The organism is Salmonella sp. 32082101201600294FB01SM01 (genome assembly GCF_017572865.1).
Classification (GTDB): Bacteria; Pseudomonadota; Gammaproteobacteria; order Enterobacterales; family Enterobacteriaceae; genus Salmonella; species Salmonella enterica.
Genome location: NZ_JAGESB010000001.1, coordinates 1,513,916 through 1,540,143, shown reverse-complemented (window position 1 = coordinate 1,540,143; position 26,228 = coordinate 1,513,916). Strand labels below are relative to the sequence as shown.

Below are 26,228 nucleotides of genomic sequence, written 5' to 3'. Positions count from 1 at the left end.
ATTCGGAATAATGTAAAAAAATAAAAAAGGCAGATTCTTCTGCCTTTTTTAATCCAGGAATTTTCCCATAAAAGAGCTTATTTTGACTCTTCGGCTTCCGGCAGCGTTACGTTAAGTTCAAGGATGGAGATATCACCATCTTTTTGCTCAAGCTGGACGGTAACCATTTCCGGATCGATTTGTACGTATTTACAAATGACCTCAAGAATATCTTTACGTAACTGCGGTAAATAATGCGGTTCGGCATCGCTACGGCGACGTTCCGCGACAATGATTTGCAACCGCTCTTTTGCAATATTAGCGGTACTCTTTTTCCGCGAGAGAAAAAAATCCAGTAATGCCATAATTTATCCTCCGAACAGGCGTTTGAGGAAACCTTTCTTCTCTTCTTCAATGAAGCGGAAAGGACGTTCTTCTCCCAACAGACGATCTACGGTATCTGCATAGGCTTTACCCGCATCCGCAGTGGCGTCAAGAATCACCGGTTCGCCCTGGTTAGATGCGCGCAGTACGGATTGATCTTCCGGGATCACCCCGACGAGTTTAATACGCAGAATCTCCAGTACATCTTCCATGCTGAGCATGTCGCCTTTATTTACGCGGCCTGGATTGTAGCGCGTCAACAGAAGATGTTCTTTAATCGGTTCTTCGCCATTTTCTGCGCGACGAGATTTCGATGCCAGAATACCCAGAATACGGTCCGAGTCACGGACAGAAGAGACTTCCGGGTTAGTCGTGATGATCGCTTCATCGGCAAAATAGAGCGCCATCAGCGCCCCGGTTTCGATACCCGCCGGCGAGTCGCAAACGATGAACTCAAAGTCCATCGCTTTCAGTGAGTCCAGTACCTTAGCGACGCCTTCGCGCGTTAGCGCGTCTTTATCCCGGGTCTGCGACGCCGGAAGAATGAAGAGATTTTCAGTACGCTTATCTTTGATCAGCGCCTGATTCAGTGTCGCATCGCCCTGAATGACGTTTACAAAATCGTAAACGACACGACGTTCGCACCCCATAATCAGATCGAGGTTACGCAGTCCGATATCAAAATCAATGACGACAGTTTTCTTTCCCTTCTGGGCCAAACCTGTAGCGATGGCCGCGCTGGAGGTGGTCTTGCCAACGCCCCCTTTACCCGAAGTAACAACAATAATGCGTGCCATAAAAATTCCTTGTTAAAAAGGGATCAATTCAACGGTTGAACTGTCAAAGCGTTGTCTGCTAAACGCAGGCGCGCCGCTTTGCCATAAAATTCTGCCGGGATTTTATCACTCAGCCAGTAAACACCTGCGATAGAGACCAGTTCTGCCGTCAGATGGGTACAAAAAATTTGCGCTTCCCGATCGCCGCTCGCTCCTGCCAGCGCGCGACCTCTCATCATGCCATAGACATGGATATTGCCGTCAGCGATAAGCTCTGCGCCAGCGCTGACGTGACTTGTAACAATCAGATCACATTGTGGAGCATAAATGCGCTGACCGGAACGAACCGGAACATCAATTAATCGCGTTTTTGTGATGGGATTAGCGTTTTGCGGCGGTTCGCTGGGCGTTGCCGGCTCAACGGGCGCAGGCCGAACCGCTTTCTCTTTACCTTCAGTCAGTAAAGGAAGACCCATCCGATCGATTTCTACTTTCAGGCTGGCGTCTTTACAGCCGCTCACGCCGATAATGCGTAAGCCGGTTGAGGTCACGATCTTATGCAGTTCCGGCCAGTTTACCGGGCTTTCAAGACCGCTAACGTTAATAACGACAGGGGCGTGTTTTAAAAACGCAGGAGCCTGCGCTATTTTGTCTTCTAACGCCTGACGAATAACCTCTGGTTCCGCTTCATGCAAATGAACCACTGATAAGGTGAAGCTACTGCCTTTAAGCTCGATTGGCGTGTTTGACATCCTGGCCTTACTCAATTTGCTATTTATCATCTCCGATACGGAGTGATATTCCGAAGTCCAGAAGGCATGTTATAGTCAGTATTATATTGAGGCAAGTCACCATCCCGTTAATTCAGAGTAAAAGTATGTTTTGTGTGATCTATAGAAGTAGCAAGCGCGATCAAACCTATTTGTATGTCGAAAAAAAAGACGATTTTTCGCGGGTGCCTGAAGCGTTGATGAAAGGATTCGGTCAGCCGCAGTTAGCGATGATGCTGCCGCTTGATGGACGTAAAAAATTAGTCAATGCCGAGCTCGAAAAAGTAAAACAGGCGTTAAGCGAGCAGGGCTATTATTTACAATTGCCGCCGCCGCCGGAAGATTTGCTGAAACAACATCTTTCTTCGGTGGGACAAAATACGTCGCACGCTGACCGTTAAACGGTATTCGGCGCCGCGCCTGAATTCCATCATGATCTTAGGGGAAAATATGTATCAACATCGTAACTGGCAAGGTGCCTTGCTTGATTACCCGGTAAGTAAAGTGGTCTGCGTGGGCAGTAATTACGCAAATCACATCAAGGAGATGGGCAGCGCGACGCCGGAAGAACCCGTGCTTTTTATCAAGCCGGAAACCGCATTGTGTGATATTCGCCAGCCGCTGGCGATTCCGGCGGATATGGGCGCTGTTCATCATGAAGTTGAGCTTGCTGTGCTGATTGGCGCAACGCTCCGCCAGGCGACCGAAGATCATGTACGTAAAGCGATAGCTGGTTATGGCGTGGCGCTTGATTTAACCCTGCGCGATATTCAAGGGAAAATGAAAAAGGCCGGACAGCCCTGGGAAAAAGCCAAAGGTTTTGATAACGCATGTCCGATTTCAGGCTTCATCCCTGTCGCGGCCTTCTGCGGCGATCCGCAAAATACGCTTATCGGACTTAACGTTAATGGCGAGGTTCGCCAGCAAGGGTCGACCGCGGATATGATTCATCCTATTGTGCCCCTTATCGCCTATATGAGCCGCTATTTTACGCTCAAAGCCGGGGACGTGGTGCTAACCGGCACGCCGGCAGGCGTGGGGCCATTATTAAGCGGCGATGAGCTGGACATTCGTTTTAATGGCGAAACGTTGTCTACCCGCGTTCTGTAAAATCTGCTTGCCGCCTTCAGCGGCGGTAAAACTTGCATCTGCAGGCCAGACTGGTTATAAGGTGCAGCTTTAGTGCAATGGCGGATACTTTAATGAGCGATACACCTTTCTGGCAACGTAAAACCCTGGATGAAATGACCGATGCCGAGTGGGAGTCGCTGTGCGATGGCTGCGGTCAATGCTGCCTGCATAAGCTGATGGATGAAGATACAGATGAAATCTACTTCACCAACGTGGCGTGCAGGCAATTAAATATCAAAACGTGCCAGTGCCGTCATTATGAACGCCGTTTTGAATTTGAACCCGACTGTATCAAACTCACTCGCGAAAACTTGCCAGACTTTGAATGGTTGCCGATGACCTGCGCCTACCGTTTGTTGGCGGAAGGTAAGCCCTTGCCGACGTGGCATCCGCTGCTGACTGGATCGAAAGCCGCTATGCATGGCGAGCGAATTTCTGTCCGTCATATCGCGGTTAAAGAATCCGAAGTACGGGACTGGCAGGATCATATTTTAAATAAACCGTCGTGGGCAGAATAAGTCTTCGGCAAAACGGCTGATTGTTTACAATTCTTTAATTTACGCCGGGCGGCCCCTGAAATCAGGAATTGCGTGCAAATTCCGTCACCTGGCGTTATCACTGCCTTCTATTCTTCCCTGACGCGCCTTGTCGCTGCGCTCGCGCACGTATGGCGGCGACTCTATACTTTCAAAGCAGTATATCGCTGCCTATCCTGAGGAGTTACTCCATGAATAACCAACCGTTGCGCGTTTCAAAGGATCAGCCCAGGAAGCCTGATAAGACACCCGAAGACGAAGGAAAAAATCCAAAGAAAAACCAAAAGTAGTGCTGTAGGGTATCTTTAATAACTATGGTTCGTTGGAGGCTTTATGTCTGAACGTCCTGATTTAGTCGATCCATTACCAGAGGATGAGCCGCTTCCTGGTGAAAATATTCCGGATACACCAGAGGGAGACGATCCTCTCGACCCGGATACCCAGAATGAGGTTGAAGATCCTCGTAGATAGCGTCTTGTGCTATTAACCAACCGCCTGATGCACCGTCTGTGCCAGGCGGTTTTTTGCATCTTCTAAAGCGAAACATCCTGATAATCCTCAGAAAGATAGCCTATAATTTTTTGTACGTTAAAATAGTAGCGCGTCCATGACGACACTGTCTTATTTGCGCTTAGCCGTTTGCGAGCTCAAAGGAGGAAATCAATGAACAGCGAAGAGTTGACACATAAAGCAGAAGAGGAAATCGCGGCACTCATTAGCAAAAAGGTTGCCGAACTACGGAAGAAAACCGGGCAAGAGGTTTCCGAAATAGAGTTCGCGCCGCGAGAAACGATGAAAGGGCTTGAGGGATACCACGTTAAAATTAAACTACTCTAGCGTTTAATTAGCGCCATCAATTACCTGGCTACTGGGCGGGACGCCGCCCAGTGGTGACTGGTTTACCGATGTCAGGCTTTTTTCTGTTGATACATTTCCTCGCCCTGATGGTCTTCCTCTACCCAAAAATGAATGTTGAACCGCGCATCATCGCTCAGCTCTACCCGATGCCAGTATTGCGGCGGACTGGTGGCGAATTGCCCGGCATTAATCACCACTTTCACTTCTGGTTCTGTCGCGGTTTCATTCGCAAAACCATAGTAGGTCACGGTGCCTTCCATCACGCAGAGTTGTCCGAAAACGCCTGCCGCTGTGTTGTGATGAGAGAGCAGTGCCGCCGGAACATTTTCTTTGGTGAAAAAGGGGGTAGAGCGTTTAACTTTCCAGTTTGCCGGGATGCGTAAGTGGGACATAAGACATCTCCCTGATGTGGCGATTAAAAGATGCATTTAATATACACCTTTTAATCGCTGGCAAACAACGCTTCGGGCAAAAAAAAACGCTCCAGAAGGAGCGTGTGTATCAACGACCGAACAGGTCGCGTTTTTTAGGCTTAAATGCCTGGGCTATGACGACGGCTATCGCCACCACAAGGTAAGCGGCAAAGATCCCCAACAGCCATTGCGGCATCTCCAGCGTTAAAAACGACCACTGGCGTTCGGCGCAATCACCGGATGCCACAAACACCTGCGGCAGCCATTTACCCAACGGCAACCAGTCTGGAAAGCGCGCCATAAAGTCACAGGTCATGAACGGCGAGGGATGCAACTGAATCATCGTATGTTCATACGCCAGTTGTAGACCCCGCCAGGCGCTGTAAATCCAGATAACCATTGCCACGTATCGCAGCGGTGTTTTCGGCGCTATTGCGCCGACCAGACCCGCGCCCATCACGCCAAACAGGGCGCAACGCTCGTAAATACATAGCACGCAAGGTTTAAGTAACATGACGTGCTGGAACCACAGCGCCACCATTTCCAGCGCCAGGGCGGTAAACGCCATCAGTAACCATGCGCCCCGACCCCGTGAGCACTGGTTTAAAAATCGCAACATAATAATTTCCCTGCAACATGCGTAGAGACCGCAGTGTAAACCAATTCAATTCGTGCGCCACTAGCGGGAAATGAAATAATGTGTAATTGGATAATTATCAGGCAAAAATCGGAGCCGGGCGGTGTATTGCCCGGCCAAACGTTACGAAAGCGTTGCTAACCATCCTGCCTGAGTCATCCATTCGGTGACCGGCGCAAGAGTGAATTCGACGCACAGTAGCCCTATCAGGGTCAGTACGATAGTGTACGGTAACGCCATCCAGACCATACGGCCATAGGAGAGACGGATTAACGGCGCCAGCGCGGAGGTCAGCAGGAATAAGAATGCCGCCTGACCATTTGGTGTCGCTACCGATGGCAGGTTAGTACCGGTATTGATGGCCACAGCTAACAGCTCAAACTGTTTTAAGCTGATAGCGCCGTTTTCCATTGCCGCCTTCGCTTCGTTGATATAAATAGTGCCGACAAAGACGTTATCCGAAATGGAAGACAACAGGCCGTTAAAGAGATAGAACAGCGTTAGCTGCGCGTGTTCAGAGGCTTGCAAGACAAACTGAATAATCGGCGCGAAAAGATGTTGATCGATAATAACCGCCACAATGGAGAAGAAAACGGTTAACAGCGCAGTAAACGGCAGCGACTCGGTAAACGCTTTGCCGATGGCGTGTTCATCGGTTACACCCGTTAACGCGGTGGCCAGAATAATAACCGACAGACCAATCAGCCCCACCTCCGCGAGATGGAGGGCGAGGGCGGTAACCAGCCAGACGCCAATAATTGCCTGGACTATTAGTTTAATTTTATCCTGGCGGGTGCGCTTCTTACGGCTTTGATCGTCGAATTGCTGCAAGACGTCGCGGACTTTTTCGGGCAACGTTTCGCCATAGCCAAACCAGCGCATTTTCTCGACCAGCATACAGGTTAACAGTCCACATATCAGTACCGGGACGGTGACAGGCGACATCCGTAAAAAGAAGTCGCCGAAATGCCAGCCAGCCGCTTTAGCGATGATCAGGTTTTGCGGCTCCCCGACCATGGTCATGACGCCGCCCAGCGCCGTCCCCACGCCCGCATGCATCATCAGGCTACGCAAGAATCCGCGGAATTGCTCCAGCACCGTTTTGTAATGCGGATCGATATGGCTATCGTCCAGCATATCGTTCTCTTCGCCGCGCGATGAGGCCACACGATGGTAAATCCCGTAAAAACCGACGGCGACGCTGATCACCACCGCAACGACGGTAAGCGCGTCAAGAAAAGCCGACAAGAACGCGGCGGCGACGCAAAAGGCCAGCGACAGAACCATCTTCGAGCGGATACTGAGTAACAGACGGGTAAAAATAAACAGCAATAACTGCTTCATAAAGTAGATGCCTGCCACCATAAACATCAGCAGCAGCAAGACTTCCAGGTTGGCGGCAACCTCTTCACGTACATGGGCGGCGCTGGTCATGCCGATGATGACGGCTTCAATGGCCAGTAACCCGCCGGGCAGCAGGGGGTAACACTTTAACGCCATCGCCAGGGTGAAGATAAACTCTGCCACCAGCAGCCAACCGGCAACAAAGGGATTAGCTAAGAAAATGAATGGGTTAACAATTAAAAAGACAAGTAGTGCCAGTTTGTACCAGTCGGGCGACTGGCCTAAAAAGTTGCGCCACATGGCGCGACCCCATGAGATCTCCATGAAATTTTTCCTTACCTAGAAAAATGAAATAGCGTTTTTATGTTTAAACACAGAGAGTAGCGAGCGCGACGAATGCAAGCAAGTCCTTAACGATATTGGCAGGTGATATCAGAAATGGTGCCTTGATCCCCTTTTTCTTCATTGCGTCCGCTATCAGGTGTTACGCCCGTCTGGTATGATGAGTGCAACTATGTTTTGCTGTGTAATGGAAATCTCACTATGGTCATTAAGGCGCAGAGCCCGGCGGGTTTCGCGGAAGAGTATATTATTGAAAGTATCTGGAATAACCGCTTTCCTCCTGGCACTATCTTACCGGCAGAACGAGAACTCTCCGAACTGATCGGCGTGACGCGCACGACATTACGCGAGGTGTTACAGCGGTTGGCGCGAGATGGCTGGCTGACCATTCAGCATGGCAAACCGACAAAGGTTAATAATTTTTGGGAAACGTCAGGGCTGAATATCCTTGAAACGCTGGCCCGCCTTGATCATGAAAGCGTTCCGCAACTGATCGACAATTTGTTGTCGGTGCGTACCAATATTTCTACTATCTTTATTCGTACCGCGTTGCGTCAACACCCGGATAAGGCGCAGGAAGTGCTGGCCACAGCCCACGAAGTGGCCGACCATGCCGATGCATTCGCCGATCTGGACTATAACATCTTTCGTGGTCTGGCATTCGCCTCCGGCAATCCTATTTACGGCTTGATCCTGAACGGCATGAAAGGGTTATACACCCGCATTGGTCGCCACTATTTCGCCAATCCGGAAGCGCGCAGTCTGGCACTGGGTTTCTATCATAAATTATCGTCGTTATGCGAGCAGGGCGCGCACGACCAGGTGTATGAAACGGTGCGGCGTTACGGGCATGACAGCGGCGAGATTTGGCATCGGATGCAGAAAAATCTGCCCGGCGATTTAGCGATTCAGGGACGATAATCCCGCGATGCCCGGTAAGCGCAAACACTACCGGGCAGCATCTCGATTACAGCATATTCATGCGCGGCGGACAACGCTCCAGCAGTTCTACGCTGCCATCCTCATTTTGTTGCTCCAGCATCACATCAAAGCCCCATAACCGATGCACATGTTTCAGCACCTCTTTGCGGCCTTTATCCAGCGGCGCGCGGTTATGCGGGATATAACGCAACGTTAGCGATCTGTCGCCACGTAAATCCACATTCCAGACCTGAATATTCGGCTCCAGGTTGCTCAGGTTATACTGTGACGACAGTTTTGATCGAATCTCCCGATAACCTTCTTCGTTATGAATGGCGGAGATCTCCAGATAATTATGCCTGTCATCATCAAGTACCGTGAAGAAACGGAAATCACGCATCACTTTTGGCGACAGGAACTGACTGATAAAGCTTTCATCTTTAAAATCGCGCATGGCGAAGTGCAGCGTTTCCAGCCAGTCGGAACCGGCAATATCCGGAAACCAGTATTTATCTTCATCCGTGGGCGACTGACAAATACGTTTGATATCCTGGAACATGGCAAAGCCGAGCGCATAGGGGTTAATTCCGCTATACCAGGGGCTATTATAGGGCGGCTGGAATACGACATTGGTATGGCTGTGTAAAAACTCCAGCATAAAGCGTTCCGTCACTTTGCCTTCATCATAGAGATGGTTCAAGATGGTGTAGTGCCAGAAGGTCGCCCAGCCCTCGTTCATGACCTGCGTCTGTTTCTGCGGATAAAAATACTGGCTGACTTTACGCACGATGCGCAGAATTTCGCGCTGCCACGGCTCGAGCAACGGGGCGTTTTTCTCCATAAAATAGAGCAGGTTTTCCTGCGGTTCAGCGGGAAAGCGGCGTGCTTCGGCGACAGTTTTTTCTTCCTCGCGTTTTGGCAGCGTGCGCCACAGCATATTCACCTGGCTTTGTAGATACTCTTCCCGGCTTTTTTGTCGCGCTTTCTCTTCCTGCAACGAGATTTTCTGCGGGCGCTTATAACGATCGACGCCGTAATTCATCAGCGCGTGGCAGGAGTCGAGCAGTTTTTCTACTTCATCCACTCCGTAGCGTTCTTCACAGCGGGTAATGTAATTTCGGGCGAAAATCAGGTAATCGACGATAGAGCTGGCATCCGTCCAGCTCCGGAAGAGATAATTATTTTTAAAAAAGGAGTTGTGTCCGTAACAGGCGTGCGCCATGACCAGCGCTTGCATGGTGATGGTGTTCTCTTCCATCAGGTAGGCAATGCAGGGATTAGAGTTGATCACAATTTCATAAGCCAGTCCTTGTTGACCATGCTTATACAGACGTTCCGTCTCAATGAACTTTTTGCCAAACGACCAATGCGGATAGTTGATCGGCATCCCGACGCTGGAGTAGGCGTCCATCATCTGTTCGGAAGTGATGACTTCAATTTGGTGCGGGTAAGTATCCAGTTGGTAGAGTTTCGCCACGCGGTCTATCTCTGCCAGATAGACATCCAGCAGATCAAATGTCCAGTCGGGTCCATCGCTCAAACGTGTGGTGTCCTTGTTCATGGAATCAATCGTTGCCATTCGCGCACCCTCATTGTTGGCGACGCTCTCTGTATGGAGCGCCTCCTTTCAAGCATAGAACACCATGTTAAAAAACGACTTGATCGTGAAAACTTTTCTTTGCGATTTCCTCCACATTGAACGGCAAAAAATCGGGTATTGGCATCATTTTATGCTGTATAGCCATGCCGCGTAGCAGGAGATCCCAAACCAGTGGGATCGCTTGTCTTTAGGGTATATGTGAAGCACGTCACCATAAAAAAGTCATATGTTGAATAATATTTTCATCTGGGTTATCAAGATGTAATCAGAAGATTGTTCTTTTACTATTAACGGAGTGGCTATGCGAGTTGTCATCCTGGGGAGTGGCGTAGTTGGCGTGACCAGCGCCTGGTATTTGAGTCAGGCGGGGCATGATGTCACCGTCATCGATCGCGAATCCGGCCCGGCGCAAGAAACCAGCGCGGCGAATGCCGGACAAATTTCACCGGGATATGCGGCACCCTGGGCGGCCCCTGGCGTACCGCTGAAGGCGATAAAATGGATGTTCCAGCGCCATGCGCCGCTGGCGGTACGTCTGGATGGCACTCCGTTTCAACTGAAGTGGATGTGGCAAATGCTGCGTAACTGCGATACCCGGCATTACATGGAAAATAAAGGCCGCATGGTGCGCCTGGCGGAATATAGTCGCGACTGCCTGAAAACGCTACGCGCCGCGACCGGTATCGAATATGAAGGCCGCCAGGGGGGAACGCTGCAACTCTTTCGCACCGCGCAACAGTATGAGAACGCCACCCGTGATATCGCCGTGCTGGAAGATGCCGGGGTGCCGTATCAGCTCCTGGAAGCCAGCCGACTGGCGGAAGTTGAACCCGCTCTGGCTGAGGTTGCGCATAAATTAACCGGCGGACTGCGCTTACCGAATGATGAAACCGGGGACTGTCAGCTCTTTACCCAGCGTCTGGCGCGCATGGCGGAGCAGGCGGGCGTAACCTTTCGCTTTAATACTCCCGTGGAAAAATTACTGTACGAAAATGATCAGATTTACGGCGTGAAATGCGCCGATGAGATCATTAAAGCAGATGCGTATGTTATGGCGTTTGGATCGTATTCGACGGCGATGCTTAAAGGCATTGTTGATATCCCGGTGTATCCGCTGAAAGGCTATTCATTAACCATCCCAATCGTCGAGCCAGACGGCGCGCCGGTATCGACGATTCTTGATGAAACCTACAAAATCGCTATTACGCGTTTTGATAAGCGTATTCGCGTGGGGGGAATGGCGGAAATCGTGGGCTTTAATACCGACTTACTGCAACCGCGCCGCGAGACGCTGGAGATGGTTGTGCGCGATCTCTTTCCGCGCGGCGGTCATATTGAGCAGGCCACATTCTGGACCGGCCTGCGCCCCATGACGCCGGACGGCACGCCGGTAGTAGGACGTACCCGTTATAAAAATCTGTGGCTTAATACTGGACACGGCACGTTAGGCTGGACGATGGCCTGCGGTTCAGGCCAGTTGTTAAGCGATATCTTGTCGGGTCGTACGCCAGCGATACCCTACGACGATCTGAGCGTGGCGCGATACCGTTCCGATTTTACGCCCACCCGCCCGCAACGTTTGCATAGCGCGCATAACTGATAAAGGAAGTGAAATGACCCGCCCTATACAGGCCAGCCTTGATTTACAGGTAATGAAACAAAATTTGGCTATTGTGCGCCGGGCGGCCCCAGAGGCGCGCGTCTGGTCGGTAGTGAAAGCCAACGCCTACGGCCACGGTATTGAACGCGTCTGGAGCGCGCTGGGCGCCACAGATGGTTTCGCTATGCTCAACCTTGAAGAGGCGATTACCCTGCGTGAACGCGGGTGGAAGGGGCCGATATTGATGCTGGAGGGGTTTTTCCATGCGCAAGACCTGGAGGCGTATGACACTTATCGGCTGACCACCTGCATCCACAGTAACTGGCAGTTGAAAGCGCTGCAAAATGCGCGGCTTAACGCGCCGCTGGATATCTATGTCAAAGTCAACAGCGGCATGAACCGACTCGGTTTTCAGCCTGAGCGGGCGCAGACCGTCTGGCAGCAATTGCGGGCAATGCGCAATGTCGGTGAAATGACCCTGATGTCACATTTTGCTCAGGCCGATCATCCGGAAGGTATCGGGGAGGCGATGAGACGAATTGCGCTGGCGACGGAAGGCCTTCAATGTTCATACTCGTTATCAAATTCGGCAGCGACGCTGTGGCATCCCCAGGCGCATTATGACTGGGTCAGGCCGGGCATTATTTTGTACGGCGCGTCGCCGTCAGGACAGTGGCGGGATATTGCCGATACCGGGCTAAAACCCGTGATGACGCTGAGTAGCGAAATTATTGGCGTGCAGACGCTGAGCGCGGGTGAAAGAGTAGGCTATGGCGGAGGGTATTCTGTGACTCAGGAACAACGCATTGGCATCGTCGCGGCGGGTTATGCTGATGGCTATCCACGCCATGCGCCGACCGGGACGCCCGTGCTGGTGGACGGTATCCGTACCAGAACAGTAGGCACCGTTTCAATGGATATGCTGGCGGTGGATTTGACGCCGTGTCCGCAGGCGGGAATCGGCACGCCGGTTGAATTATGGGGCAAAGAAATTAAGGTCGATGATGTCGCCTCTGCGGCAGGCACGCTGGGCTATGAGCTACTGTGCGCCGTAGCGCCGCGTGTGCCGTTTGTGACAACGTAACCTAATTCAGGCTAAGGCGTCGACCGGTCCACTTGGGGGCGGGTCGACGTTGTCCGACGACCTTATTCTGCTTCGTCTTCGGCGACGCGTACCCCAATCTTGCGTACCACGTTATCTTCTTTTTCAGCTACCGTCCAAATCATGCCGCCAAACTCCACCTGATCGCCGACGACCGGCGCAGCGCCCAGCAGTTGCTGTATGATTTCACCCAGGGTTTGTTGTTTATCCCGGTATTCCGTTCCTTCTTCCAGCCCGTAGATAAGCGCCACGTCGGCGAATTTCGCATTCGCTTCGAGGATAAAATCCCCAAAGAAACGCTGATCTAACGAAACCGGCGGCGACTGGCTAAACAATTTGCCCAGCGCTGGCAGATCGCGCTCCCGGCCAATCACGCAGAGTACGTCGCCTTCCTGCAGGCGAGTACTGCCCGTGGGGTGAAACAGTTCATTATTGCGAAATAGCGCGGCAATGCGGGTTTCGTTCGGCATATGCAGGTCGCGCAACGCCGCGCCGACGCACCATTTGTCGGCGCTCAACTGATAGATGAATTGCTCCCACGGATTATCAGGATGGATGTCAAGCCCCACGCGCGATACTGGCCAGCCAACCGGAGGCACGACCACTTTGGCTCTTTTCGCCGCCCATGACAGCGATGTTCCCTGCAGGAGCAGTGACACCAGTACCACAAAGAAAGCGACATTAAAGAACAGGCGAGCGTTTTCAAGCCCGGCCATCATCGGGAAAACGGCGAGAATAATCGGCACCGCGCCGCGCAGTCCGACCCAACTGATGAAAATGCGCTCCCGAAGATTAAAGCCGCGAAATGGCAGCAGGCCGGTAAACACCGACAGTGGGCGGGCGAAGAAAATCATCCAGATAGAGAGAATGAGCGCAGGGACGGCAATCGGCCACAGATCGGAAGGCGTCACCAACAGCCCCAGAACCAGGAACATGGCGATCTGCGCCAGCCAGGCCAGTCCGTCAAAGTTTTGCAGGATGCCGTAACGGTTGCGAATCGGGCGGTTTCCTAACAGGAATCCGCACAGATAGACCGCGAGAATACCGCTGCCTTCAAGCGCGGTCGTCAAAGCAAAAATCAGAATACCGCCGCTGAGCGCCAGCATCGGATACAGGCCGCTGGGCAGAGAAATGCGGTTGATCATCTGCTGTAGCAGGTAACCGCCGCCGAGACCAAAAACAATACCGAGACCGAACTGCTGGATAATATGGACGGCAAACATCCAGTCCAGACCGGTTTCATGTTTCTGGATCATCTCAATTAATGTAATGGTCAGAAAAACGGCCATCGGGTCGTTACTTCCCGATTCGATCTCCAGCGTGGAGCCTACACGTTCGTTTAGCCCTTTGCCGCCAAGCAGAGAAAAGACCGCCGCGGCGTCAGTGGAACCGACTATCGCGCCAATGAGCAGACCTTCAATAAGATCCAGATGAAACAGCCAGGCGGCCATCATACCTGTTAAACCCGACGTGATCAGTACGCCGAGCGTCGCCAGCGACAGCGCGGGGCCCAGCGCTACCCGGAAAGAGCTGGCCTGGGTGCGCATGCCGCCATCGAGTAAAATAATCGCCAGCGCCAGGTTACTGACCATATAAGCGAAAGGATAATTATCGAAAGGAATACCGCCAATGCCATCCACCCCCGCTAACATCCCAATGGCGAGGAAAATGACCAGAATCGGGATACCCAGTCGCGATGAGAATGAACTTAACAGGATACTGCTGGTTACAAGGATGGAACCTAAAATAAATAGACTAATAATTGTTGCAGCATCCAACGTTTTATATCTCCTGACTCACACGACTTCGTATTATTTAACATTAACATAATAACGGCCAGGGCAGCGTTTTACTTAGCCTGTCGGGGACTTTTTTTACAATTGCAGCGTAGGATGGCCAGATAAAGTGAGTTGAGTCCCCTGGCGCGTATTTTTAAGCGTCGCGTTTGCCCCGATAGGGAGCGTCACCGTACGCTGTTCATGCCCGAAGTCGAGACCGGTAATCAGCGGAACGGACAGACGGGAACGTAAAAACGCGTAGACGCTCTCCAGAGAATAGCCAGCGTCATACTCGTTGGGCGCCGCGCCGCTAAAGCTGCCGAGAACGATGGCGCTCTGACGGTTTAAAATTCCGGCGTACTCCAGTTGCAAAAGCATACGCTCCACCCGGAAAGGATGCTCATTGACATCTTCCAGCACTAAAATTCCTTTATCGATAGTCGGCATCCAGGGCGTACCGATAAGGGAAATCAACATCGCCAGATTTCCGCCCCATAAGGTGCCCTGTGCGTTGCACTGAGGGCCGTCGCCTTGCCACTCTACGGTAAATTGCGCCTTGCGTAGCGCCAGCCAGAAATGTTGCTCGGTGAACGTATTCAGCGTTTCGGCGCCAAAATTTGCCGCCAGCATAGGACCGCTAAAGGTGATGACATTGGCCTGCGCCAGGAGTCCAGCCTGAATCGCCGTAAAATCGCTATGACCGCAAATCAGTAAGGGATTGCGCTGTTGCCTGGAGGCGAGCGACTGCCAGTCGATACGATCCAGCAAGCGGCTGGCGCCATAGCCGCCGCGAACCGGCATGACGATCGTATCCGGCGACGTTAGCGAGGCCAGCGAATTAACATCGGCCAGCCGTTCCGCGTCCGTACCGGCAAAACGCTGATAGCGGCGACGAATCACCTCGTCATTCTCCACCTGATGACCCGCGTCAGTCAGGCGCTGAACGCCGCGTAACGCGGCCTGTTGGTTAATACAGTAGCCCGAGGGGGCGATTAAATGAAACAGAGACATGGTAATTCCTTGCTGACAATAGAATGCAAATGTATATCATGCCGCATATATTAGGCGATGTCCCTCGTTGTGCGACGTTTCTGGATGCGCACCAGGGAGGCAACCTAAGTACCTGGCCGGGGCGGTATGACCTCTTCGGCAGATAAGTTACGGCTATAAGGATAGATGACGTGAAATTAAGATGGTTTGCTTTTTTGGTAGTAATACTCGCTGGCTGTAGCTCAAAACAGGATTACAGGAATCCGCCGTGGAATGCCGAAGTGCCTGTAAAGCGTGCGATGCAGTGGATGCCCATCAGTGAAAAAGCCGGGGCGGCATGGGGGGTTGATCCGCATTTAATCACCGCGATTATCGCCATTGAATCCGGCGGCAACCCTAACGCGGTCAGTAAATCCAATGCGATTGGCCTGATGCAGTTAAAGGCGTCGACCTCCGGGCGCGACGTTTACCGTCGCATGGGCTGGCGTGGCGAACCGACCACCAGCGAGCTGAAAAACCCTGAGCGTAACATCTCAATGGGCGCGGCGTATCTGAGCATTCTGGAAAATGGGCCGCTGGCCGGCATCAAAGATCCGCAGGTGATGCAATATGCGCTGGTCGTCTCTTATGCTAACGGCGCAGGCGCGTTATTGCGTACTTTTTCATCCGACAGGAAGAAGGCGATAGAAAAAATTAACGATCTGGATGCGGACGAGTTTTTTGAGCATGTTGTTGATAATCATCCCGCGCCGCAGGCGCCGCGCTATATCTGGAAGCTTCAGCAGGCGCTGGACGCCATGTAGTTTAGTGTGAAGATTATTCTCGCACTTTATTCGCTCTTTCTCGGGCCTCGCGCTCAAGCGAAAAAATAATCCGCTGCAACTCCCGCTCCACCGCCGGGCTAACGTTAAGGAAACGAAAGCTCAGGCGGGGAGTGGTGATCGTTTCATTTTTCCCATCAATCACCTTACGCTCGCTGATGGCGATAAGCTGGGCGTCAACGTGAAAAATCCCCCATTGCCCCATGTTCAGTTCAACCTGCGAAAAGCGCGCGCCTTCTGTTAGCCCGTCGGGGATGGCGGATTCCAGTAGCGCGCCCATGCCGCCCAGGGAAAGATCAAACAGGCGAAAACGTAACGTATGGGTGTCCGGTAGCGTGGTGACGCCGTAATAAGGCGGATACAGCGGCGCGCCAATGCGAAAATACTCCCGGCGCTGGACAAACCACAGTGACGACGGCAGGGGCGTGATAAAGGCCGGCAGCCGCTGATATTCACCTGTAACGAGTTGCGGCAACGTGAACTCGACTTTTGCGCCCTGCGTTTCTGCGATAATGGCTACCTGCCCGGCACGTAATACGGCGCTATTTTCATATTCCTGGCTGCCGTAATCTACGATGAGTTTTTCCGGGTCTACCGCCAAAATTTTACTGATGAATTGACCATGCGCCCATGAAATACGCAGTGGAACCTGATTTTTATTTAAATCCCGTAGCACGCCTAATATCGCTAATGGATTTTTTTTCAGGAACTGCTCATTGTAACCACTCACACGAAATAACCCCTGATACGCAGACTATCGTTGGGTTATCGGCATCGGTAGAAAGAACTTAATAGCGATAAATAAATTTTTATGTCCGCGAGATAAATCAGTGTTCAGAAATGCGACGCTCGACTTTGCCTATACTTAAAACGTTTTTACTGGAAAGAGGGTTTGCAAATGGGAATTATCGCCTGGATTATTTTTGGTTTGATTGCCGGCGTTATCGCCAAATTGCTTATGCCGGGGCGCGATGGCGGGGGATTTATCCTGACCTGTATTCTCGGTATCGTCGGGGCGGTCGTTGGCGGATGGCTGGCGACGATGTTTGGTATTGGCGGCAGTATCAGCGGCTTTAATCTGCACAGTTTCCTGGTCGCCGTGGTGGGCGCGATCGTGGTGCTGGTGATTTTCCGCCTTCTGCGACGCGGCTAACCGCTGCAAAACGTTTAAGCGTTGACCCGGTCAGCACCGGGTCAACCTACTATAAACACGCGTTACTGCGTCGCTGCAGACGGCGTTTTTGTCGGCGTTGCGCTTAACGATGCCGGACGAGTAGACGGTACGCTATCACACGGTTTTTCCTGCGGACAAATCAGATCGAGCATTTTCAGCGTCACGCCGTTGGTCCAGCCAAAGCCGTCCTGAAGGGGATATTCGCCGCCGCCACCGCCGGTTCCGGTACTGCTGACATCATATTTTTCGACCAGTTTTTTCTCGCGATCGTAGGTGTGCTGCACATTGGTTAAAAAGCGCCAGGTGACTTCCATTGCCACGTCATCCTGCCCATAATTTTGCAATCCTTCGGCAGCGACCCATTGTAACGGCGCCCAGCCGTTTGGCGCATCCCACTGCTGTCCGCTTTTAACCGAGGTGGTAGCCAGCCCGCCAGGCTGTAGCAGATGCGCCTGGGCCGCCGCCGCCACTTTCGCGGCGCGATCTTTCGCGGCGGCGTTTACATAGAGCGGGAACAGCGCGGCAGCGGTGAGTTGGTTGCGGATTTTATTGTTCTGCAGATCGTAGTCGGCATACCAACCCTCTTTGTTATTCCACAGATGCATTTCAATGGCTTTTTGCCGCGCGTTGGCCAGCGCGTCATATTGCGAGGCTTTGGCCCGATCGCCCGCCGCAGCGCTGGCGCGGGCGAGGGTCTTCTCCAGCTGATACAGCAGAGCGTTAAGATCGACAGGGACAATCGTGGTGGTGCGAATGGTACTGAGCTGCTGCGGATTATCCATCCAGCGGGAGCTGAAATCCCAGCCAGAGGCGGCGGCAGAGCGGAGGTCTCGATAGATCTCCGTTGCCGGGCGGTTGGGGTTGCTTTTGGCGGTAGCGATATCTTCAACCCAGGATTCAGGGCGGGGCGTATCCCGATCGTCCCAGTAGCGGTTGAGAACGCTGCCGTCCTCCAGTTTGACGACGCGTTGGTTTTGTTGCCCTGGCTGCAATGTCTCAACGCCCTCCATCCAGTAGGCGTACTCTTTTTGCAGTTGCGGCAGGTATTCTTTCAGCGCATCGTCACCTTCATGTTCCGCCAGTAACTCAACCATAAACGCAAAGAAAGGCGGCTGCGAACGACTCAGGTAGTAGGTACGGTTGCCGTTGGGAATATGCCCCCAGGCGTCAATTTCGTAACCAAAGTTCGCCACCATATCCGCCACCTTATCCCAGTGCCCGCTTTCCGCCAGCCCCAGCATCGTAAAGTAGCTGTCCCAGTAGTAAATCTCTCTGAATCGCCCACCCGGCACGACATAGGATTCAGGCAACGGCAAGAGCGAGTCCCACTTTTCGACGTTTTTAGTTGAACGGGTCAGCACCGGCCACAGACCATCAATATGTTCACGCAATGACTGCCCGGCAGGCGGGACATATTTTTCACCCGCTTTCGGCAGGGTGAAGTTAACATCAACAAAATGACGCAAATCGAAGCCGGACTGGTTCCGCTGCATACGATAATCCGCAAGAATCATGAGCGGATCGCTATTAGGTATGGCGTCAGCAAAGGTTTTCTGATCGGGGAAGAGTTTTGCATTCTGGACATCATTAAAAAGCGGGCCAAGCAAAATATCCGGCGGCTGCGGAGTTTCAGTGTCGGAAGACGGGTCTGCGGCAGTCGCCGAAAACGATGCAAACGTCAGCAGCGTCCCTGCCAGCGCCAGTTTTATGGCTTTCTGCAGTAGAACAGAACGGCGAATCTCTGGGGGTATCATCAAGTTATCTCCTTAGCGGTGAGCCAAAGCCAACGGCATTTACCATGACAAAACCTTAGTCTACGATGACCAGATACGCGTGATTGAACCGCTATTTTGCGAACAAACAGACATTTTATTGAGACGGAATTTATCGGCGCGCGCGTGGAAAACGGGGTATACAGACAAAAAATCCACGCCGGGACGTGGATTTTAGCGTAATGATTTGTCGCCTTAACCCGGATAGATACCGCGATCTTTACGGGCCAACAGAATGCGCTCACAGGCGACAATATAGGCTGCGGTGCGCAGAGAGCAGGATTTCTCAGTCGCTTTCTCCCAGACATGGACGATCGCGTCGGTCATGATTTTGTCCATGCGCGCGTTGATCTCTTCTTCGCTCCAGAAGAAGCTGGCCATATCTTGTACCCATTCGAAGTAGCTGACGGTTACGCCGCCTGCGTTACAGACCACGTCAGGCACCACAAGGATACCACGGCTGGCCAGAACATCATCAGCATCCGGATAGGTCGGGCCGTTAGCCCCTTCCAGCACCAGCTTACACGTCAGGGCTTCCGCGCGCTGACGAGTTATCTGGCCTTCAAGCGCCGCCGGGATCAGAATATCCATCTCCAGACGCCAGAACGCATCGCTGGCGATAGTTTCCGCGCCCGGGAAACCGGCTATCTGTTTGTGTTCTGTCTGCCATGCCGTGAGCGCCTTCATGTCAATACCGGTGGCGTTAAACAGCGTTGCGGTATGATCCTGAATCGCCACGACACGGGCGCCAGCGCCTGCAAACAGACGCGCGGCTTCGCTGCCGACGTTACCAAAACCCTGAACCGCAACGCGAGCGCCTTCAACGGCGATATTCGCCCGACGCGCGGCTTCCAGCCCGCTGACGAAAACGCCGCGCCCCGTCGCTTTTTCACGGCCCAGCGAACCGCCAAGATGGATAGGCTTACCGGTGACGACGCCAGTGACCGTCGTGCCATGATTCATGGAATACGTATCCATCATCCAGGCCATCACTTTACCGTTGGTGCCGACATCCGGCGCAGGAATATCTTTCTGCGGCCCGATGATAATGCCGATCTCGCTGGTATAGCGGCGGGTCAAACGCTCCAGTTCACCTTCCGACAGCGAGAACGGATCGACGCGGATGCCGCCTTTGGCGCCGCCGTACGGCAGATTCAGCGCGGCACATTTGATGGTCATCCATGCTGACAGGGCCATCACTTCATTGAGATCAACGTCAGGATGGTAGCGAACACCGCCTTTACCCGGACCTCGGGAGAGGTTGTGCTGCACGCGATATCCTTCGAAATGACGAATAGTGCCATCATCCATTTGTACCGGAATATCGACGATCAGAGCGCGTTTTGGGTGGCGCAGAGTATCCACCCAGGGGGATAACTCGCCCAGATAAGGGGCCACACGCTCGATTTGTTGCAGGTAGGTATTCCAGGCAGATGTGCTGCTATCTGAAGCGTAAGATAACTTATCCATGATAAACCTTAGTGATAAAAGTAATATGTTCTTTAATTGACCGTGGTACATAGTAGATCACACCATGTAGCGATAAATTTAACACTTTTTTAAACAATTAACTCAGATCAAAAATGGCAGGCAGTTGGATTTTCGTTATGATTTTGGATGGGAAGTGGTTAACTATCCTATATAAGAGGTGATATATCGCTAATTATGCAATTAATTGCTTAAATATGCGTAATATGTGCAAGGCGGCTATTTGTCATAATTATGACGCACCTCTAAAAGTAAACATTATGATAACGACATGTATCAATGTTATGTCGTCCTGTCGGCGGGGAAACGTCTTCACTAGGCGCGTAAAAAGATAAAAATAACCGGAGTCAGACGGCGCTGACCCCGGTTTACCTCTTTATTGTTGACGCGACTCAAGCCATACCAACACCAGTGTCGACAGTGAGCACATCAGCAGAATGCCGACAAACCACAGTAAATACCACATCGCTTCCGCTCCCTAATAAAGTTCATGATCGTTGCGGCGGAGGGTCTCCAGGTTGATACGCCCCAACATTTTGTAATAGCTCCACAGCGTATAGAGCAGTACGATCGGCAGAAAAATCAGCACAATCACCAGCATGATTTCGAGCGTCATCTGGCTGGAGGTGCTGTCCCACACCGTCAGGCTGGAGAGAGGACTAACACTCGACGGCATCACAAAAGGAAATAGCGTTATGCCGGCGGTAAAGATGACGCAGGCCTGGGTCAGGGAAGCGAACAGAAATCCACGAATAGTCTGACCGCGAAGGCAGGTATAGAAAGCCAGAATCGGCAGGATCATACCGAGCAACGGGATGATGAGCAGTAGCGGCGAGCGTATAAAGTGGTTCATCCATGCGCCAGGGAGTATCGCCACGCCTTTTAAGAGCGGATTGGAAGGACCGTTGGCATCCTGCGTGAGTAAGACAAAGCCATCAACGCCGGCCCACAGCCAGTAACCGGCCAGCAGGAAGCAGATCACGATCAGCAGCGCGCTGTGGCGGGTGGCCGACAGAGCCCGTTGACGAATAACGCCCTCCGTTTTCAACTGTAGCCAGACGCCTCCTTGCATAATCACCAACGACAGACTCAATAATCCACACAGTAGGGCAAAGGGCGAGAGTAACTGCCAGAAGGTGCCAAAATAGTCAACATGAAGCTGCGGCGTGAAGGCAAACGGCACGCCTAAAAACAGGTTGCCGAACGCGATACCGAATACGACTGGGGGAACCAGGCTGCCAATAACCAGACCGGTATCCCACAGCGCGCGCCAGCGGGCATTGGCGATTTTACCCCGATAATCAAAGGCCAGCGGGCGAAAGAAGAGGGCACACAGCACCAGGATCATCGCCACATAAAAACCGGAAAACGCGGCGGCATAGACCCGTGGCCAGGCGGCGAATAATGCCCCGCCCGCGAGAATCAACCATACCTGGTTTCCTTCCCAGTGGGCACCGACGCTATTGATCAATACCCGGCGTTCGTCATCGTTGCGCGCTATCAGCGGGAGCAGGCAACCGACACCCATATCAAACCCGTCAGTTACCATAAATGCCACCAGGATAACGCCGATCAGCAGCCACCAAATGAACCGCAACGTTTCATAATCCAACATGATTGTCTCCTTTATCCCTGTTGTTGCGCTTGTTGTTGATGTTGCATGGCGCTTGGCCCAAGACGCGCGTACTTCTGCATCAGATAGACTTCCGCGATTAAAAACAGGGTGTAAAGTCCGAGGATAAGTCCCATTGAGAAGGCCAACTGGCCCGGTGTCAGCGCGGAGTGAGCGTACCAGGTCGGCAGAATGTCCTGAATCGCCCAAGGCTGACGGCCAAACTCCGTCATAAACCAACCGGCTTCAATGGCAATCCACGGTAACGGCAGGCTCCAGAGCGTCATACGCAATACCCAGCGATGCTGGTCGATACGCATTCGCAGCGTCTGTATCAACGCAATCAACATCACCACTAACAGCAGCGAACCGCAGCCGACCATAATACGGAAACTCCAGAACACCGGCGCCACCTGAGGAATAGCGCCACGCTGGGCCGCACGATACTGCTCCGGCGTCACATGGTTCATATCCGGGGCATATTTCGCCAGCAGAATGCCGTACCCCAGATCGCCCTCAACGGCGTGAAACGCATTCAGTACCTGCGGCGAGCGATTGCCTTGCGCTATCTCCTGCATGAGTAGCCAGGCCTCCCGGCCACGCTTCAGGCGCGGCAGAGTGTCGTCCATCAGGTTTTTTAACCCCGGAACCGGCGTATCCAGCGAATGGGTGGCCAGAATACCCAGCAGAGCAGGGATCTTCACGGCAAACGCATTACGCTCCTGTTCCTGCTGCGGCCAGGCAATCAGATGAAACGGCGCGGGCGCGGGTTCGGTTTGCCATTCGCCTTCCATCGCCGCCAGTTTCACCGGCTGAATTTGGGCGACCTCGTAGGCCGAACTGTCCCCCAGTTGCAGGGTTCCCAGAATGGCCAGGGTGCCGAATACTGAGCCGATAGCAAACGAGCGCAAGGCCACCTCACGCTCGCGGCCACGTAGCAGATACCAGGCGCTGATGGACATAATAAACATGGCGCCGGTGACATAACCGGACATGACGGTATGGACGAATTTCACCTGGCTCACCGGGTTAAAGACCAGATCGCTGAAGCTGCTCATTTCCATCCGTAACGTATCGATGTTGAAATGAGCGCCGGTAGGATACTGCATCCAGCCATTGGCATTCAGAATCCATAATGCTGAAATATTGGAGCCGAAGGCCACCAGCCAGGTGACCAGCAGGTGTTGGTATTTATTCAGCCGCTGCCAGCCGAAAAAGAACAGGCCGACAAAAGTGGATTCGAGAAAGAAGGCCAGTAACGCTTCCATCGCCAGCGGCGCGCCGAAAATATCGCCCACATAGTTGGAATAGAGTGACCAGTTAGTCCCGAACTGAAACTCCATGGTCAGGCCGGTAGCCACACCGAGAGCAAAATTGATCCCGAAGAGCTTGCCCCAGAAACGCGTCATATCGCGGTAGACGGTTTTCCCCGTCACCACATAGATCGTCTCCATGACGGCCAGCAAAAAAATCAGCCCAAGCGTAAGAGGAACAAATAAAAAGTGATACAGCGCGGTCAGCGCAAACTGCCAGCGCGATAAGTCAATGACATCCCACATGCTAACTCCTGTAGGCAGAAAGAGAGTAAAAAGCTAATCAGTACCGGACACCGGTTACGTTCCTGTTGAGAGCGTTAGCGCGTCTCCAGCCATCGGCAGACTTCATCCAGGCGCTGGCGCGAATCGGCCAGATCTTCCGGGGCCGCCAGTACCAGCTCCGGCAAAGGACAAATCTCATAGCTATCGAGCAACGGCCCTTTAAGGGCGTCCAGACAGCGCACATGCCAGAGATGGCGCAATGCTGTTGCGTTGATTTGGCTTTCGCCATACCCGGAGATGCGAATCTGGATGTTCCCGTGTCCGCATAAACGCGCCAGAAAAAGACGATCGGCCTCGCTGAGCGGCAGTTGGGTCAAATTGATGCTGTGAGGTTGCAACGCCGGATCGCGTACGTGCGCCAATAACTCATGGGCCAGCGGCAGTCCATTCATCAGGCCAGCGACAGGCGGAGGCAGCAGAGAGTCGTCAGGCAGCGTATCGGCAGTCGCCGCTTGCCACAATGTCAGGGGCGCGCTACCCGCTTCCAGACGATCCGTCAGCAGGCGTCGGTTATGCAGATGGCGTACCCGCCACAGGCCGCAGAAGATGGTCTCCTGGATCTCGCTTTCACTCCCGTCCGGATGCTGAATGCGTATCGAGACTTCGCCTTCGCCCAATAACGTATTGAGGAATGAGAGATCATCGGCATTCAGGGGAGATAACTCCCATCCCAGCACGTCGCCGACTTCCGGGATGCGCCGGGCAAGCTGACCTCGCAGATCGGTCAACAATGCCATCACCGCCGGGCTGTGAGCGCAGCGCTCCAGCGCCGCCATACTTGGGTCGCCATTGACCTGACAGGTGAGCGGTAAGGGATTCATCGAGAAACTGGCGTCATCAGGCTGCGTACCTGGCCCCAGCAGATGAAAAAAGGCGTTGCTCATTGTGCTGTCTCCTGCGCTGCGGGAGTGTCAACCATCGAACGCATCAGCGTGAGCAATTCAGCCCAGGGATGAATGCCGCTGAGTGCGCCGCGTAGCTCGCCGTCTGTAAAAACCAACGTCGCCGGAAACCGACGCACATTAAAGCGATCGCCGATAGCTTCGCTTTGTTCAAGGTCGGCCACCGCCACCTGCCAGTCAAACTGCGGGAACTCACGCAGGAGTTCGGCAATCATCACCGGGTTATCGCTGACTTCCGGCGTACGCCGCGGATCGCTACTTAACAGGATGACGCCATCTCCAACCAGTTTGATCCAGTCGTCTACCGTGGAAGCCTCTACCGGTTGCCATCCCCGGGTTAACAGGCGTTGCCATAGCGCAGAGAACGGGGTGTCATTCGCCACTTCTTTTGCCCTCCAGACGTGTCTGATACTGACGTATGCGCACTCCCTCATAATTTTCCATCGACAGGCATTTATAGTTCAGGCAGCGTGCGACCTCGTTTGCCTGCGGTACGATCCCCCAGGCGGCCAGTTGCTCCAGGGCGGCCTGTTCCGCCGCCGGTAGCTGGCTGCGAGCTATTTCGCTCAGGCTACCGCCGTAGTCGTCCAGTAGCGCCGGTTGCAGGCCGACCAGCGCAATGTGACAGGGCAGATGCCCGCGGATGTCGGCCAGCGCCAGAACTTCGGAAAAACTGTTTTGATGCAGGCTCATTTTTTTGGCGCTGAGATACGCGGGGATTTTCTCGCCGGCATAGGTTCGCAGGCTGCCCGGCGCCAGGCCATAATCGATCGCGTCAAGGAGCAGGAGATGGCTGGCTTGCTCTACATAACCTAACAGGTTTAGCCCTTGCGTACCGCCGTCCACAATTTCTACCTCTTCAGGCCAGTGATATCGGGCATACAAACGCTCCGCGACCCGGATACCGAATCCTTCATCGGCCCACAGCAGGTTTCCTAACCCCATAACCACTACGCGTTGCGCATTCATGAGGGCTCCTTGTCGTGCGGTTTGGGGAATTTGTGGCTGCGATAGCCATTGATCATGGTGGAGATCACCGTATCGTCGGACATAATGTCTTCCCGGATAGCGAGGTAAACGTGCCCGACGATGAAGGCGGCGATCAGCCACATGCCCAGTCGGTGCCAACTGTGAATATCGATGGAGTTGCCGCCGGTCCAGTAGAAAAATTCAACTACATAGCGGAACGGCGCAAAGATGGCGTACTGGCTATGCTCGCCAAACAGAGCGAAACCGGTGAGGATCATAAATACCGATAACAGGAAATAGCCGAACATCGCGGCCTGCGCGACAGGGTTATGTCCGATGTCGCTCCCCGGTTTTTTCTCCAGAAACAGATACCAGCGGACCACGGAGAAAGCGCCTTGCCACCAACTGCGACGCCAGACCGGGACGATAAACAGCTCTCGCGAATAGCGGTTGCCGACACAGGCCCAATAAATTCGCCCCAGCAGTAACACGGTAAAGATCATCGCGGCGGCAAAGTGGATCAGCCGGATATAGCCCATGTAAAACAGATAGGTCGCCTCGCCACTCACCGACGGCAGCGGTCGGCCAATGAAGTAGCCTGTTACCATCAGTACCAACATGCAGGCCACCGTTAGCCAGTGCCACAGGCGTACCGGCGCTTCAAACACATAGTGGCTGACGGCAGTATCACGCGCCTCCCCGACGCGTGGAGATAGCTTTCCAGTCATCGT

At 53.0% G+C, this 26,228-nt stretch carries 29 protein-coding genes; 10 read left to right on the top strand and 19 right to left on the bottom strand.

Features of this window, described 5'->3' with window-relative positions; all coding sequences use genetic code 11:
* Positions 1-77: 77 nt before the first annotated feature.
* Genes minE through minC form a run of 3 tightly spaced genes read right to left on the bottom strand, consistent with a single transcriptional unit; the run spans position 78 to position 1,891 of the window.
* On the bottom strand, positions 78-344 hold the full coding sequence (gene minE / locus J4645_RS07510; protein ID WP_001185666.1) for a cell division topological specificity factor MinE: 267 nt from the start codon (positions 342-344) through the stop codon (positions 78-80).
* A gap of 3 nt (positions 345-347) precedes the next feature.
* On the bottom strand, positions 348-1,160 hold the full coding sequence (gene minD / locus J4645_RS07505; RefSeq protein WP_000101047.1) for a septum site-determining protein MinD: 813 nt from the start codon (positions 1,158-1,160) through the stop codon (positions 348-350).
* A 23-nt stretch (positions 1,161-1,183) separates the two neighbouring features.
* The gene (gene minC / locus J4645_RS07500; protein WP_000072527.1) at positions 1,184-1,891 is read right to left on the bottom strand and encodes a septum site-determining protein MinC; all 708 of its coding nucleotides are present in this window, start codon (positions 1,889-1,891) and stop codon (positions 1,184-1,186) included.
* Between the two features lie 125 nt (positions 1,892-2,016).
* Here minC and J4645_RS07495 point away from each other — a divergent pair, with 125 nt between their 5' ends.
* The 5 genes from J4645_RS07495 (at position 2,017) to J4645_RS07475 (ending at position 4,413) form a co-directional block, all read left to right on the top strand.
* A complete protein-coding gene (locus tag J4645_RS07495; protein ID WP_001537109.1) occupies positions 2,017-2,310 on the top strand; it encodes a YcgL domain-containing protein in 294 nt (97 codons plus the stop codon).
* Positions 2,311-2,359: 49 nt separating this feature from the next.
* Positions 2,360-3,019, top strand: coding sequence for a fumarylacetoacetate hydrolase family protein (locus tag J4645_RS07490; RefSeq protein WP_023196939.1), 660 nt, complete (start codon positions 2,360-2,362; stop codon positions 3,017-3,019).
* A 92-nt stretch (positions 3,020-3,111) separates the two neighbouring features.
* On the top strand, positions 3,112-3,558 hold the full coding sequence (locus tag J4645_RS07485; RefSeq protein ID WP_001285703.1) for a YcgN family cysteine cluster protein: 447 nt from the start codon (positions 3,112-3,114) through the stop codon (positions 3,556-3,558).
* Positions 3,559-3,909: 351 nt separating this feature from the next.
* Positions 3,910-4,047: a hypothetical protein gene (locus tag J4645_RS07480; protein ID WP_001519337.1), complete on the top strand. Its 138-nt coding sequence runs from the start codon at positions 3,910-3,912 to the stop codon at positions 4,045-4,047.
* Positions 4,048-4,239: 192 nt separating this feature from the next.
* Complete coding sequence (locus tag J4645_RS07475; RefSeq protein ID WP_001083582.1) at positions 4,240-4,413, top strand: addiction module toxin, GnsA/GnsB family; 174 nt, start codon at positions 4,240-4,242, stop codon at positions 4,411-4,413.
* Between the two features lie 71 nt (positions 4,414-4,484).
* Here the strand turns inward: J4645_RS07475 and J4645_RS07470 are convergent, their stop codons facing one another.
* The 3 genes from J4645_RS07470 to nhaB form a co-directional block, all read right to left on the bottom strand.
* Entirely contained in the window at positions 4,485-4,826 is a 342-nt protein-coding gene (locus tag J4645_RS07470; protein ID WP_000018967.1) for a DUF1971 domain-containing protein, read from the bottom strand.
* Between the two features lie 109 nt (positions 4,827-4,935).
* Entirely contained in the window at positions 4,936-5,466 is a 531-nt protein-coding gene (gene dsbB / locus J4645_RS07465; protein ID WP_000943475.1) for a disulfide bond formation protein DsbB, read from the bottom strand.
* Positions 5,467-5,607: 141 nt separating this feature from the next.
* On the bottom strand, positions 5,608-7,152 hold the full coding sequence (gene nhaB, locus J4645_RS07460) for a Na(+)/H(+) antiporter NhaB (protein ID WP_000406443.1): 1,545 nt from the start codon (positions 7,150-7,152) through the stop codon (positions 5,608-5,610).
* Positions 7,153-7,371: 219 nt separating this feature from the next.
* Between nhaB and fadR the strand changes: the two genes are divergently transcribed.
* Positions 7,372-8,091, top strand: a complete 720-nt coding sequence (fadR, locus tag J4645_RS07455) for a fatty acid metabolism transcriptional regulator FadR (RefSeq protein ID WP_000234826.1) — start codon at positions 7,372-7,374, stop codon at positions 8,089-8,091.
* A 46-nt stretch (positions 8,092-8,137) separates the two neighbouring features.
* On the opposite strand, the gene J4645_RS07450 is transcribed toward fadR, so the two are convergent.
* Positions 8,138-9,670 carry a SpoVR family protein gene (locus tag J4645_RS07450; protein ID WP_000190831.1) on the bottom strand — a complete coding sequence of 511 codons (1,533 nt, stop codon included), beginning with the start codon at positions 9,668-9,670 and terminating at the stop codon, positions 8,138-8,140.
* 322 nt (positions 9,671-9,992) lie between these two features.
* Between J4645_RS07450 and J4645_RS07445 the strand changes: the two genes are divergently transcribed.
* Positions 9,993-11,291, top strand: coding sequence for a D-amino acid dehydrogenase (locus tag J4645_RS07445; RefSeq protein ID WP_001266935.1), 1,299 nt, complete (start codon positions 9,993-9,995; stop codon positions 11,289-11,291).
* A 13-nt stretch (positions 11,292-11,304) separates the two neighbouring features.
* Positions 11,305-12,375: a catabolic alanine racemase DadX gene (dadX, locus tag J4645_RS07440; protein WP_000197909.1), complete on the top strand. Its 1,071-nt coding sequence runs from the start codon at positions 11,305-11,307 to the stop codon at positions 12,373-12,375.
* A gap of 62 nt (positions 12,376-12,437) precedes the next feature.
* Here the strand turns inward: dadX and J4645_RS07435 are convergent, their stop codons facing one another.
* Together J4645_RS07435 and ldcA are read right to left on the bottom strand one after the other, a co-directional pair.
* Positions 12,438-14,171: a potassium/proton antiporter gene (locus tag J4645_RS07435; RefSeq protein ID WP_000338376.1), complete on the bottom strand. Its 1,734-nt coding sequence runs from the start codon at positions 14,169-14,171 to the stop codon at positions 12,438-12,440.
* 96 nt (positions 14,172-14,267) lie between these two features.
* Positions 14,268-15,182 carry a muramoyltetrapeptide carboxypeptidase gene (gene ldcA / locus J4645_RS07430; RefSeq protein ID WP_000051617.1) on the bottom strand — a complete coding sequence of 305 codons (915 nt, stop codon included), beginning with the start codon at positions 15,180-15,182 and terminating at the stop codon, positions 14,268-14,270.
* 170 nt (positions 15,183-15,352) lie between these two features.
* On the opposite strand from ldcA, the gene emtA reads away from it, so the two are divergent.
* Positions 15,353-15,964 (top strand): membrane-bound lytic murein transglycosylase EmtA, encoded by a 612-nt coding sequence (gene emtA / locus J4645_RS07425; protein WP_000776974.1) that lies wholly within the window; start codon positions 15,353-15,355, stop codon positions 15,962-15,964.
* Positions 15,965-15,977: 13 nt separating this feature from the next.
* Here emtA and ycgR read toward each other — a convergent pair whose 3' ends face one another.
* Positions 15,978-16,712, bottom strand: coding sequence for a flagellar brake protein YcgR (gene ycgR, locus J4645_RS07420; RefSeq protein WP_000017411.1), 735 nt, complete (start codon positions 16,710-16,712; stop codon positions 15,978-15,980).
* A 168-nt stretch (positions 16,713-16,880) separates the two neighbouring features.
* Between ycgR and J4645_RS07415 the strand changes: the two genes are divergently transcribed.
* The gene (locus tag J4645_RS07415) at positions 16,881-17,135 is read left to right on the top strand and encodes a GlsB/YeaQ/YmgE family stress response membrane protein (protein WP_000511320.1); all 255 of its coding nucleotides are present in this window, start codon (positions 16,881-16,883) and stop codon (positions 17,133-17,135) included.
* A gap of 62 nt (positions 17,136-17,197) precedes the next feature.
* On the opposite strand, the gene J4645_RS07410 is transcribed toward J4645_RS07415, so the two are convergent.
* The 9 genes from J4645_RS07410 to hyaC all read right to left on the bottom strand — a co-directional run bounded on the left by J4645_RS07410 (position 17,198) and on the right by hyaC (position 26,225).
* Complete coding sequence (locus J4645_RS07410) at positions 17,198-18,910, bottom strand: alpha,alpha-trehalase (RefSeq protein WP_000612818.1); 1,713 nt, start codon at positions 18,908-18,910, stop codon at positions 17,198-17,200.
* 213 nt (positions 18,911-19,123) lie between these two features.
* Positions 19,124-20,398: a Glu/Leu/Phe/Val dehydrogenase gene (locus J4645_RS07405; protein WP_001519734.1), complete on the bottom strand. Its 1,275-nt coding sequence runs from the start codon at positions 20,396-20,398 to the stop codon at positions 19,124-19,126.
* A gap of 394 nt (positions 20,399-20,792) precedes the next feature.
* Positions 20,793-20,882, bottom strand: a complete 90-nt coding sequence (cbdX, locus tag J4645_RS07400; protein WP_000270306.1) for a cytochrome bd-II oxidase subunit CbdX — start codon at positions 20,880-20,882, stop codon at positions 20,793-20,795.
* A gap of 12 nt (positions 20,883-20,894) precedes the next feature.
* Positions 20,895-22,031, bottom strand: coding sequence for a cytochrome d ubiquinol oxidase subunit II (gene appB / locus J4645_RS07395; protein WP_023214456.1), 1,137 nt, complete (start codon positions 22,029-22,031; stop codon positions 20,895-20,897).
* 11 nt (positions 22,032-22,042) lie between these two features.
* Positions 22,043-23,587 carry a cytochrome bd-II oxidase subunit 1 gene (gene appC / locus J4645_RS07390; protein WP_000263615.1) on the bottom strand — a complete coding sequence of 515 codons (1,545 nt, stop codon included), beginning with the start codon at positions 23,585-23,587 and terminating at the stop codon, positions 22,043-22,045.
* Positions 23,588-23,661: 74 nt separating this feature from the next.
* A complete protein-coding gene (locus J4645_RS07385; protein WP_023214455.1) occupies positions 23,662-24,510 on the bottom strand; it encodes a hydrogenase expression/formation protein in 849 nt (282 codons plus the stop codon).
* On the bottom strand, positions 24,507-24,911 hold the full coding sequence (hyaE, locus tag J4645_RS07380; RefSeq protein WP_001262570.1) for a hydrogenase-1 operon protein HyaE: 405 nt from the start codon (positions 24,909-24,911) through the stop codon (positions 24,507-24,509). Before hyaE ends, J4645_RS07385 begins: the two co-directional genes overlap by 4 nt.
* The gene (hyaD, locus tag J4645_RS07375) at positions 24,901-25,497 is read right to left on the bottom strand and encodes a hydrogenase 1 maturation protease (protein ID WP_000993804.1); all 597 of its coding nucleotides are present in this window, start codon (positions 25,495-25,497) and stop codon (positions 24,901-24,903) included. Before hyaD ends, hyaE begins: the two co-directional genes overlap by 11 nt.
* Positions 25,494-26,225, bottom strand: coding sequence for a Ni/Fe-hydrogenase b-type cytochrome subunit (hyaC, locus tag J4645_RS07370; RefSeq protein WP_000147031.1), 732 nt, complete (start codon positions 26,223-26,225; stop codon positions 25,494-25,496). The genes hyaD and hyaC overlap by 4 nt, the downstream gene beginning before the upstream one ends.
* Positions 26,226-26,228 lie beyond the last annotated feature (3 nt).